Source organism: Holdemanella sp. DFI.5.55 (assembly GCF_020593575.1).
In the GTDB taxonomy this organism is placed as follows: domain Bacteria; phylum Bacillota_I; class Bacilli_A; order Erysipelotrichales; family Erysipelotrichaceae; genus Holdemanella; species Holdemanella hominis.
The window spans coordinates 1-11,818 of sequence record NZ_JAJDMK010000070.1 but is presented as its reverse complement, the minus strand read 5'-3'; the positions used below and the strand labels follow the sequence as shown (position 1 = coordinate 11,818).

14 protein-coding genes and 1 pseudogene are annotated in these 11,818 nt (G+C 33.9%); 1 reads left to right on the top strand and 14 read right to left on the bottom strand.

All coding sequences use genetic code 11. From position 1 onward, the window contains the following. The 6 genes from LJE08_RS11240 to LJE08_RS11215 form a co-directional block, all read right to left on the bottom strand. Window positions 1-271: RNA polymerase sigma factor (locus LJE08_RS11240; RefSeq protein WP_227403261.1), on the bottom strand; the 271-nt coding region annotated here is incomplete at its 3' end. 120 nt (window positions 272-391) lie between these two features. Then, window positions 392-907, bottom strand: coding sequence for a hypothetical protein (locus tag LJE08_RS11235; protein WP_227403260.1), 516 nt, complete (start codon window positions 905-907; stop codon window positions 392-394). A gap of 5 nt (window positions 908-912) precedes the next feature. Next, on the bottom strand, window positions 913-1,173 hold the full coding sequence (locus tag LJE08_RS11230; RefSeq protein WP_227403259.1) for a hypothetical protein: 261 nt from the start codon (window positions 1,171-1,173) through the stop codon (window positions 913-915). A 15-nt stretch (window positions 1,174-1,188) separates the two neighbouring features. Then, a complete protein-coding gene (locus LJE08_RS11225) occupies window positions 1,189-1,554 on the bottom strand; it encodes a hypothetical protein (RefSeq protein ID WP_227403258.1) in 366 nt (121 codons plus the stop codon). 85 nt (window positions 1,555-1,639) lie between these two features. Next, the gene (locus LJE08_RS11220; RefSeq protein WP_227403257.1) at window positions 1,640-2,725 is read right to left on the bottom strand and encodes a hypothetical protein; all 1,086 of its coding nucleotides are present in this window, start codon (window positions 2,723-2,725) and stop codon (window positions 1,640-1,642) included. A gap of 164 nt (window positions 2,726-2,889) precedes the next feature. After that, window positions 2,890-3,027, bottom strand: a complete 138-nt coding sequence (locus tag LJE08_RS11215) for a hypothetical protein (RefSeq protein ID WP_227403256.1) — start codon at window positions 3,025-3,027, stop codon at window positions 2,890-2,892. Window positions 3,028-3,130: 103 nt separating this feature from the next. Between LJE08_RS11215 and LJE08_RS11210 the strand changes: the two genes are divergently transcribed. After that, the gene (locus LJE08_RS11210) at window positions 3,131-6,028 is read left to right on the top strand and encodes a glycoside hydrolase family 2 TIM barrel-domain containing protein (protein ID WP_227403255.1); all 2,898 of its coding nucleotides are present in this window, start codon (window positions 3,131-3,133) and stop codon (window positions 6,026-6,028) included. A 38-nt stretch (window positions 6,029-6,066) separates the two neighbouring features. Here LJE08_RS11210 and LJE08_RS11205 read toward each other — a convergent pair whose 3' ends face one another. From LJE08_RS11205 to LJE08_RS11170, 8 genes and pseudogenes are all read right to left on the bottom strand, one after another. After that, window positions 6,067-7,047: a S66 peptidase family protein gene (locus tag LJE08_RS11205; protein WP_227403254.1), complete on the bottom strand. Its 981-nt coding sequence runs from the start codon at window positions 7,045-7,047 to the stop codon at window positions 6,067-6,069. 636 nt (window positions 7,048-7,683) lie between these two features. Next, window positions 7,684-7,944: a type II toxin-antitoxin system antitoxin, RelB/DinJ family gene (locus LJE08_RS11200; protein WP_227403253.1), complete on the bottom strand. Its 261-nt coding sequence runs from the start codon at window positions 7,942-7,944 to the stop codon at window positions 7,684-7,686. Between the two features lie 70 nt (window positions 7,945-8,014). Beyond that, complete coding sequence (locus LJE08_RS11195; protein ID WP_227403252.1) at window positions 8,015-9,217, bottom strand: AAA family ATPase; 1,203 nt, start codon at window positions 9,215-9,217, stop codon at window positions 8,015-8,017. A 151-nt stretch (window positions 9,218-9,368) separates the two neighbouring features. Continuing rightward, window positions 9,369-9,767 (bottom strand): hypothetical protein, encoded by a 399-nt coding sequence (locus LJE08_RS11190; protein ID WP_227403251.1) that lies wholly within the window; start codon window positions 9,765-9,767, stop codon window positions 9,369-9,371. Then, window positions 9,751-9,984, bottom strand: coding sequence for a hypothetical protein (locus tag LJE08_RS11185; RefSeq protein ID WP_227403250.1), 234 nt, complete (start codon window positions 9,982-9,984; stop codon window positions 9,751-9,753). The genes LJE08_RS11190 and LJE08_RS11185 overlap by 17 nt, the downstream gene beginning before the upstream one ends. Window positions 9,985-10,231: 247 nt before the next feature. Beyond that, window positions 10,232-10,576: a cupin domain-containing protein gene (locus LJE08_RS11180; protein ID WP_227403249.1), complete on the bottom strand. Its 345-nt coding sequence runs from the start codon at window positions 10,574-10,576 to the stop codon at window positions 10,232-10,234. Window positions 10,577-10,587: 11 nt separating this feature from the next. Then, on the bottom strand, window positions 10,588-11,646 hold the full coding sequence (gene trpS / locus LJE08_RS11175) for a tryptophan--tRNA ligase (protein ID WP_227403248.1): 1,059 nt from the start codon (window positions 11,644-11,646) through the stop codon (window positions 10,588-10,590). 10 nt (window positions 11,647-11,656) lie between these two features. Further along, a pseudogene (locus tag LJE08_RS11170) lies at window positions 11,657-11,818 on the bottom strand (GDP-mannose 4,6-dehydratase); the annotation flags it as partial.

The window sequence follows — 11,818 nt, the reverse complement described above, 5'->3', positions numbered from 1 at the left end:
GCTTATTCTTACCTTGTTTAGATTTTGTATAATCCAATGCCTTATGCGAAACAATCTGATTGAACCAACTCTCAAACTTTGAATCATCACTCAATTGATCCAACTTCTGGAATGCTTGAATATAAGCTTCCTGTACAATATCTTTAGCCGTAGCCTCATTATTCACTACTTTATACGCAATAAAATATGCTTTTCTTTCTGTTAATTGGATAATCTCAGCAATTGCTTCATTATCCTTTTTTCTTGCTCTTACAATTAAACCCTTTTCCATTTATTTTTACCCTTTTATAATTTAAAATATTATAACCCATATTTTTATATTCCTATTTACTTACACATAAATATTATAGACGATATTCAATATAAACACTATCATTTTATAACCACTAAATTAATCCCCAATAAACTCTTCATACCAATATGTATAGTAAATAGTTCCACACTCTGTTTGATGTGTATCTACCCCATAATGACCATTCATCCAACCTTCCGCAAAGAACGTTTCATTTAAAGCTGCTTTAGCTGCACTATTAGCCTCATCATAAGATGTATAAGCACCATAAGGAATTGTATCATCACAAGCTGGTATTTCTTCACGTACTAGAACGATCTCTCTTTCACCATTATCTTCAGGTTGTGGTGTTTCCTTTACTTCTGGAACATATGTATCATTTGAATTTTCTTCAATTGGTGCACTATATTCCTGTACCTGATTATTTGAATTTGAATACTCTTGTACAACAGGTACACTTTCATTGGATTCTACATTTTTTTCCTCTTGTACTTGTACTTCTACCTCTTCTACTTTCTCTTTATTTTCCTTTACTTCATTTTCTTTTACACTAGAACATCCGACTAACAAAATACTTAACACTAAACTCGTACTGAATAATTTTTTATTTAACATTTTCGTTACCTCAATTTTAAAATTAACATTCCAATAAATAAGAGCGTAAATAGTAAGCTCCATACATTTCTTTCTACAATCAACAACAATTCTTTATATGTAAAATCAGACAAACAACTACAATAAATTCCATTAAAACATTTTCTTTGAAAAGGACTTAGCCTTAAATACTTAACACTCTCTTTCACACTCAACTGATAGAGCACAATCAAATCAATTCCTTTTTTATCTAAATATCTACCCAACCAATCTATTTCGTGTTGCATGTCAACATCTCCTTTTTAAAAACCCATACTCATCTGGACTTGTTGATCAAACATTTGTTGTTGCTGCTGGGCCATTTCATTTTGTTGTTGTACAATCAAATCTTGTTGCTGCAAATACATTTCAACCTCTTCATTAAAACGACGAAATTCTTCTCTGAACAATGCTTCATCTTGCATAGCAACCTCTCTAAAATATGCTAGTTGCTCATCTGTGAAACCTCCGTAGTATTGTGCTAAATCCAATTCTGCATCTACCCATTCTTCATAAGATGCAAAATTTTGTTCTTGAAATGTAGATGGATCTTCATAATCAACACCACCATTACTTGCACACCCTGTAAAACACACTAACATTACTAATAAACCAATAACCTTTTTCATTTTCATTTCCTCCTTATTTACCTCTTCACTATATAAGACGAAGTTATTCTTCAATTGGTTGTATAAAATTTAAATTTTTTTATTTTTAATACATCTGATACAAATTATTCATAAAATTATAAATATCCATATTGGCTTCCATTAGTTTTTCTGGATAATTGATATACATTTCACCTGCATCCGCAAAGAATTCTGCGGTATCATCTCTGCCATACTCCCCTAAACAACCTGGAGCCATTTCATGTAATCTTTGCCATTCATAACCATCGGAAATACCAAGATATGTATAATAATTTCCATGTACAAAATCAAAGATATGTGTTAATTCATGACTTACCGTTCCTTTTTGATTGTTAATTTCATTTACATCCATCTGTAGTGTAATTGACAAATCATCTGAAGATGCATATGCATAAGCACCAAAACCTCTATTATCAATATCAACATCATCTGCAATTGCAATCGCATCAAAGTTTTGTGGTTCACAAAATTTAATTAATCGACAATTATCCAATAAGAACTGAGGCTGCGTTCTAATAAATTCATCTACATATTTTTGAACATCTCCAGCCTTTAAATTATTACCAGGAAGAATCTCAATTATAGGTAAACCCTCATAATATAAATATTGTTCTGTAACAATCTGATTGTATGCCTCTTCTTGTTGTCTAAGAATCTCATTATATTGTTCTTTAGCCGATACATAATCTGAATGAACCGGACTCAAAACTAAAATCAATGCACAACAAATGACTCCCAACAATCCAAATTTCACAAACTTATTTGTCTTAGGCTGTTTCTTTTCAATATAACTCAAACAATCCGCTACATCATCCAAATCAAAATGATCTTGATAATAATCATAGACACCCTGTTTTGTTTCTTCATCCAATGTTTCAAACTTCTCTAAATCAGACACTGAAAACTTTGTACGAATATATTCCTCCGTTAAAATATTAGGATCTATCTTTTCCTTACGATAAGTCAAAACCAATACCAACAATCCACTTAACAATCCAACTAAGAATGAAACTTCAAAATCAAAACCATTAATAAGCGCCTGATCAACCATATTAATTTCTTCAGTCACAATTAAATCCTGGTATCCATATAACATGAAAAACACACCTACAAATACTAAAATTGATAAAAACACTTTATTTTTAGTCATACTAAATCTCTCCTTCTTACTTTGTTTTTTATCCTTACACTATTAAGACGAAGTAAATTTAGAATCGGTTATATAAAAAATAAAAAAATTAAATTATTTTCTAATTAATACTTTAAAACTATAAATTATCGTTAGAACACAAAAAAAGAGAACTTCATGTTCCCTTATATAAGAAGTGCTACCATCTTAAACACAAATACTGCAACCAACAAAATCCCAATCCACTTAATGAACTTAAATGCGACTTTGATTACAAAATAAATTAAGGCTATTGAAACCACAAAACCAAGAATGTCTGACATCTTTCAACCTCCAATTTATCAAATATTTTAATTGATTTTTACCTTCCTTTCAATACTTGCCTTTGATATAATTTAAGTTACCAATAAAACAAGGAGTGATACAATGCGAACACCAGACTTAAACTGGATCAAAGACCCACGCGTCTTTCAAGTAAATAGACAACACGCTTATAGCGACCACATATATACAATTGGAAAGGACAAAAAGCCAAGCTCATTCTCACTAAATGGAACATGGAAATTCAACCTTTCAAAAAATTATGATTCATGCTTTAAATTCTTCTATAATACAGAATTTAATGACACCAACTGGAACGACATCCAAGTGCCCGGACACATCCAACTCCAAGGATTCGATAACCCCCACTATACAGACGTTACCTACCCTTGGGATGGGCATGACGTGGTAAAACCAGGACAAATTGATATGGACAAAAACAAAGTTTACCAATACCGTAAAACATTTGATTGTCCACAAGACTTTATTGGAAATAAACTTATCCTATCCTTTGAAGGCGTAGAATCCAACATCTACGTATGGCTAAATGGTAAATTTATCGGATACTCTGAAGATTCCTTTACTCCAAGCCGCTTTGACATTACAAAATACACACAAGAAAAAGATAACGTGCTATGCGTACGCATCTTTCAAAAATGCACAGGCACATGGCTAGAAGACCAAGACATGTGGCGCTTTACAGGTATATTTAGAGATGTCATGATCTATAAACAACCAAGCCAACACATACAAGACTTAAAAATCGATACAGACATCAATCTAGACACAAATAAAAGTGTTCTTAGTTGTGTTTGTAAAATGAGTAGTAATGAATCCCATACACTACAAGCCAAACTATACGATCCACAAGGAAACATCGTATGGAATGGTAATATGCAAGATACATTTGAAATCCCTGTAGAAAATACATGCCTATGGAGCAGTGAATTTCCTAATCTTTATCAATTAGAATTAGTATTATATGACACAAACAACGAAATCATAGAATCCATTCAAGAACAAGTTGGATTTAGAAAATTCACGCTTGAATATGGCATTATGAAACTCAACGGAAAACGAATTGTATTCCACGGCATCAACCGCCATGAATGGGATCCAAAAACCGGAAGATGTTTATCTCAAGATCAAATGGAAGAAGACATCCACATGTTAAAATCACTAAACATCAACGCCATAAGAACATCCCACTATCCAAACAACAGCTATTGGTATAAACTATGCGACCAATACGGAATCTACGTCATTGACGAAATGAATCTAGAAACCCATGGAGCTAATGACATCCTTCCACAAAATAAAACCGAATGGACTGATTGCCTATTAGACCGTGCTAGAAGCATGTATGAAAGAGATAAAAACCATGCCTGTATCTTAATGTGGTCACTTGGAAATGAATCAGGAAGCGGATCCAACTTTATGATCCTACACGACTACTTCAAAGAACAAGACCCATCAAGACTTGTCCACTATGAAGGAATCGTACAAGATCGAACATTCGAAAACGCATCCGACATTGAATCTAGAATGTATACATCTCCAGAAAATGTGAAAGCCTATCTAGAAAGCCATCCAATGAAACCATTTATGCTATGTGAATATATGCACGCCATGGGAAATAGTCTAGGAGGCATGGAAGAATATACCAATCTAGAAGACGAATACGAACAATACCAAGGCGGCTTTGTATGGGACTATGTAGACCAAGCCATTTTAAAAGACGGACAATACTATTATGGACAAGACTTCGACGACTATCCTAACGACTCCAACTTTTGTGGAGACGGCATTCTTTTAGCCAATCGAGAAGAAACCGGCAAAAGCCAAGAACTAAAACAACTCTACCGCTATGTCGACATGGAAATCCATTTCGATTCGATAACCATTAAAAATAAAAACCTATTCTACGACCTAAGTAAAGATACCTTTATCTTTGAATTGAAGCAAAACGGACTCGTTATACAATCCGGCATCTTTAAAACAAGCGTAGAACCAGGCACTACAAAAACAATGCCCGTACAATTTAAACAAATCAATACCCCAGGCTATTACACAAAAACCATCTACTACAAAACACCATTAGGCATTCAATCCTTTGACCAACAAGTCTTTGAAGTCAAACAAGACCAACCCAAAGAAAAAGCCATGCTCGTAGTAGAAGGCAAAGAAACCATTGGTATTCAATTTATCGATACCGAATACTTATTTGACAAACGAAAAGGTTTAGTATCCATTCAAGTAAATGATGAAGAAATACTCAAACAAGCACCAAAACCCATCTTCTACAGAGCTTTAACCGACAATGATCGTGGTGCCAAAGAAACCTATGCCAACTGGCTAAATGCCAGCCTATTTCAAAATGTAGTCGGCTTTAAAATGATACGAAACTCCAAATGCGCACAAATGATCTATACAATACAACTTGAATCCATTGAAGAAGAATGTAAACTCGTCTATACAGTCTACAACAATCAAAGTATTCAAATCCAATTGCACCTAGACAAAAACTCACAAAGACAAACACTACCACTCTTTGGAATCGAATTTGCTCTAAAAGAAGAGTTCAAAAACTTCGCCTACTTTGGGAAAGGCGAAAAAGACACATATATAGATCGAGACCATGCTCTAACCGATTTCTACTTTGAAAACGTAGACACAAACTACATTCCATACTTAAAACCACAAGAACACGGTAACCACACAGACTGCAAATGGTGCTGCCTATCCAACGACACCATTCAAGTAAACATCAAGTCAGAAAAAATGGAATGCATGGCAAGCAAGTATTCCTTTATGCACCTATATAATGCCAACCACACATTTGAACTTCCACAAACCAACACAACCCATCTAAGAATCACAAAACAACAAATGGGCGTAGGCGGAATCAACAGCTGGGGTGCAAAAGTACAACCACAATACTTAATTGACCAATCTAAAAACCTAGACTTTACATGTACACTCTATATTTCAAAGAAAGATTGATAAAAGAGAGCTGTAGTTTTGACTACAACTCTCTTTCTTTATGCATCCATTCTATACTGAACCAATCCATGACCATCACAAATCTCAACACGCGCCATGGCACCATTTACTACATACATATGCGGATATGTATGTCCAATATCCAGCTGAAATACAACATCTATATCAGGTAGTGCCTTTTTAAAAGCCTGGTCATACCCAATTAAATCCGAAACATTCTTAAATAGTACACGACCCACCAATATAGCCTTCGTATATTTAAAATACCCCATATACTTCATCTTCAATAAAGCACGATACACATCACATGAATTCATTGAAAAAATATCAAAGAACCAAATAATTCCATCCAACTTATAGCGTTCATTAAAAACTTCTACAAAGTCATAAGGCGTGCCCGCCATATCATTTATACTCTCAAAACAACCACCAAGTAATCTACCCACTACACTACAATTACCCACATATTCTGTCTTTGTGTTAAGTATTGGAGCACCATCATTATAAAAATCAACATCCTGATGCAGAGAACTTGAATGCAGTTTACTATTCTTCCCCTTTAAAAAATCAAGACACAAACTCGAATATTCATTGATACCATATTCATCAAAACTACCCGCATTAAAACCATACACCGTAGCCAAATCACACTTACAAGTAATGGGAAATAATAAATTTGTAGGATCACTCGCACCCAAATACCACTTAGGATTCTTTTCAATCCAATCAAAATCAATATATGGCAACGTCTCAAACTGAAAATCACCACCCGCAGCCAACCATACAGCTCCAACACTAGAATCATTCACCAACGAATTCAATTCATCAACACGAGTTTTGGCATCAATACTTGGTTCACTATTATTACGAACACTAGCTGTTTCAACAATATGAAACCCATTGGATTGAATATACTCTATAGACGCATCAAAACTATCTAGCTTATGCCCTACACCACTCGACATAGCACAAACACCAATCGTATTATACTTCTCATTTAAAAACTTAGGATATTTCATACACAAAAAAACCTCCACACCCATTATAAAGGAAAAACGACAAGACACAAAGTCCTGCCGCATTTCCCATAGTTTTAAGATAGAAAGGAAGTTTCATGTATTAGCACTTAATACATCTTTATTATAATCCCTATACAACCATTTGTCTTTGTACTTTTTAGTGAATTTGTATTAAAATCAGTCACAAACTAACATCTTTCAATACTAAATACTGCTTCTAACATAGATTCTCTAAACGAACATCAATAAGAAAACCATTAACATGAATTGCGATATTCAAATTACCATACTCGCTTCACTTTGTTTCTTAATATTACTATCTACACGAACACTAAAGCTTATTGTATCCATACTCATTTATATGGATGTCAATACAAGAAGATAGCCTTAGCCTTAATAATATATTGTGTAAAATACGATTGATGGTAGAAATACCAAAAACGGTGTACCCTACCAAAACCAAACGGAAGGTGATTGGAAACGTCAGCCTGGAACCGGCTAAAAACAATGAGGACTCGGTATGATGTTCAGGCTCACAAATCAAATTTAGAGCTTTTACTCTTTTTTTATCCAATATGGACAATCTCAAGCTAGTGTTTCTTCATTATCTTAAAAAAATTTGTTTTCAATGTATACTCACTCTTTCAATACCTTCAATGCTTCCTCTACATCAGAGTATCGTTTTACAAAAGGATCACGCACAATACGTTCAGCCTCCAACATAGCTGCCATTGTCTCCTTGTTTACATCAAAAGGAAAACCACCTACACAAAGAGACTTATTAAGAAACACATTGATTGCAGTATTCAAATCAACACCTAATTCACCATACATGGCTTCACATTGTTTTAAAATATCACTATCTACACAAATATTGAAACTTGTTGTATTATCCATAATATTAGCTCCTTTACATTTAAATTTTCGTTGAATTATGCTATACAATTAAGATAAAGGTAATACTACACTACCCTTTTGCCTTTCTTACCCCATAAGAAATCTCTGCACTCTTTATAAAATCACTTAATGCAATATCTCTTATATATACATCCCTTAAATTATTATGTGCTGCAATATTCTTATAACGGACATATCGATTGTCTGGATCTGTAGTTGTGAATACTAGAAACTTCTTATTGATTATTTCTAACGGACGCAAATTATGCGCTGTGAAAATCAATTGCCCCTTTGCTTGTTCACTCATCAACTTTACGATTTCACCAAACAAATATTCATGTATACCACAATCCAAATCATCAATCGCAACCACAACTGAATCTGCATTAAAAACTTCAATCAAAGGTTGTAGTATCGATACAATTCTCTTTACACCATCCGACTCATACTTAAATGGCATTTTATTTGAAACCAATTCCACACGATATCCAACAGAACTATCCCTCATCAATTCTTTTTCAAGCACTTGTACATCCAGTGTAAAATCAGGCACCAAATAAGGAAGAACTCGATTCATACTTTCAATTCGTTTCTTATAAACATCCAAAGCACTTTTAGAAAGAACCATTGAATCATCTATACAACACTTTGATTTCACGACAAACAATTCATAATTCGCAAAATTAACCAAACTCTCTAAAATATACACATGACGCAAAAACTCTTCGTCTTTACATTCATCACTTCTATTTCGAACTACTTCCAAAAACTCACTTGAAAAAACAAATGATCGAAATTCCTTACGAGCCATCTTTTTAATCACCATAACATCCAATTCATTCACTTTTGAAGGTCCAATCAAAGACTTATATTTAGATACAGGACTAAAAATAGGTGAATTTGAAGTATCTATCAATTTAGACTTTGCAACTCTTGTTTCACCATCCGTATACGCATAAGAAAGAATCTCATCATAAATACAAGATCTATTGAATTTAAACGAATATTCAATCTCACTATGCCTTCCATTCTCATCAATAGTAAACTGCACTACAATTCTAGAATAGTCTGCATCTACATGAATCATATTTGAAAAATCCGATGAAATTTTTTGACCACATAAAATGGTCTTAATTAAATCCAACACATCGATCAAAGCTGTTTTACCAGAACCATTCTGTCCATACAAACCCAATATAGAATTCTTAAAATCTAATTCGGCTCTTTTAATATTCTTAAAATTATATATCTCAATCCTACTTAATCTTTTCATGATTTAATAATATTACATTTTCCATACATTTTATACTTAATTTCAATTATTTTAAACCATTTATGCAACAAAAAAGAGTAGGCGCGCATTCCTACTCTTAATGTATCCTCTATTAAGGCGCGATTTAAGAGAATAAATTATACTCAATACATCATCTTTCATTTGTAAAATCCGCATCTTTCACTTTTTTCATAGGCATCAAATACATAAGCAAATCTTTATCCTCGTTTTTCTTAGAATAAACAAATCCCATTTTCTGATAAAATTGTTTTAACTTCGGCTCATCTTTGCAATCTATGTGAATTACTGGACTAGGACTTAACATATTCTTTTCTTTAATACGCTCGAAAGCTAGTTCAATAAGTAAATCCCCACTAATCAATTTATCATTACCATTTGTATAATTCTTTGATAATTGTCCAATTAACTGTGTATTATTCGTTTTTCCAAATGCATAGGTCGTTCCAAAGAAACTCTTTTTTTGTTTTCTAGTAAGTTTAGAATCAATACATTTCAAAGAACAGTTACGTACTTCATTTACTGAATCCAAACATTTTTTTGAATTCTTCAACATCTTTTAGATCATGATGATCATTTGTTATTTGAATTTTGATTTTCTTTGTATCCGACATAATACGACAGAATCGATCTATATCAGAACCTTTAATTTTATATGTATCTGTAAAACTCTTGATTGCTATACAACATACCCTACCTTTCAAAAATAAATGACGCTTACCCAGGCCACTACGGCGTGTGAGACGCATCTTTTACCCACTTCAGACGTTCCTATATCTATAATACACAAAGTTTGACCAACAAAAAAGAGTAGGCGCGTATTCCTACTCTTTATGCATCCTCTATTAAGTCGCGATTTAAGAGAATAAATTGACGGATTATTTCTCACAGAAATATTATAGAGAGAAATAGTTCTATGTGCGAAAACGCTTTCACAAAACCAATAGTATTATATATCAATTTTGTTCATCATGTTTGCACAAATTAGTAATCCGTTTACATTTTTTGTTGAGAATCATAAATAATCAAAGCCATGAAGACTAAATCCTCATCTTGTTCATTCAAAATACTATGACCCTTACCACTCGGTGTAAAATAATGCTCCCCTGGCTTTAAATATAAAGTTCGCTCATGATTATCATCCAATGTTGCCACTCCAGAAAGAACGAAATAATCTTCGCCATCTCCATTATGCACATGATAACCAACACTACAACCCTTCTTTAAAGTGACCTTGGCATACACACGATTCATACCATGCATCTCTTGTGCGCTCATGATATGTTCAAAATGTACAATACCAGTACCACCCATAAAATTTTCTTTATCTACAACTACCATTTTCTATACCCCTAGATCAAAGAATTGTCTTTGAAATAATTGATTTTCATACTTGACTTCACTTCATCCAAAGTCTTTTCCGCTGTCGCATACGCCTTTTTCGTACCCTCTTCTAGAATCTTGACAACTTCAGGAAGTTTTGCCTGCCATTCCAATCTTCTTTCACGAATTGGAGCCAACTCTTCTTGCATAACACTATTTAAGAAACGCTTCACCTTCACATCTCCTAAACCACCACGCTGATAGCGTGCTTTTAATGCATCCAAGTTTTCATATTCCGGCAAATACTTTTCGAAATGCTCTGGCTTACAGAATGCATCCAAATATGTAAATACACAGTTTCCCTCAATCTTACCAGGATCACTCACCTTAATATGATCAGGATCTGTATACATACTCATAACTTTCTTCTTGATTGTCTCTTCATCATCCGACAAATAGATACAGTTACCCAAAGACTTAGACATCTTTGCCTTACCATCTGTACCCGGAAGTCTTAAACAAGCACAGTTTTGTGGTAATAAGATTTTAGGTTCTACTAAAGTCTCACCATAAATCGAATTGAATTTATGAACAATCTCCTGCGTCTGTTCAATCATAGGCATCTGATCTTCACCAGCAGGAACCGTAGTCGCCTTAAATGCCGTAATATCTGCAGCCTGTGAAATTGGATAACACTGGAAGCCAACTGGAATACTCGCATCAAATCCACGCATCTTAATTTCAGCCTTCACAGTTGGATTTCTTTGAAGACGACTTACAGAAACTAAGTTCATATAATAGAATGTCAATTCTGTCAATTGACTGATTTCAGACTGAATAAAAATTGTTGTCTTACTCGGATCAATACCACAAGCCAAATAATCCAAAGCCACCTCTAAAATGTTTTCACGCACCTTATCCGGATTATCAAAATTATCTGTCAATGCCTGTGCATCCGCAATCATAATATAAATTTCATCATATTCTCCAGAATTCTGTAAAAGAACACGATTTCTTAAGGAACCCACATAATGTCCAATATGCAATTTACCCGTCGGACGATCCCCCGTTAAAATAATCTTAGCCATAAATACCTCACTATAATAATTGTTTCTTCGCAAAATTCCATGTGTCTCTACACATATCATCTAGATTCTTTTCAGCCACCCAGCCAAGCTGTTCCTTAGCTCTTGTAGGATCTGCGAAACATGTCGCAATATCTCCTGCACGTCTTGGTTTGATGACATAAGGAATCTTAAT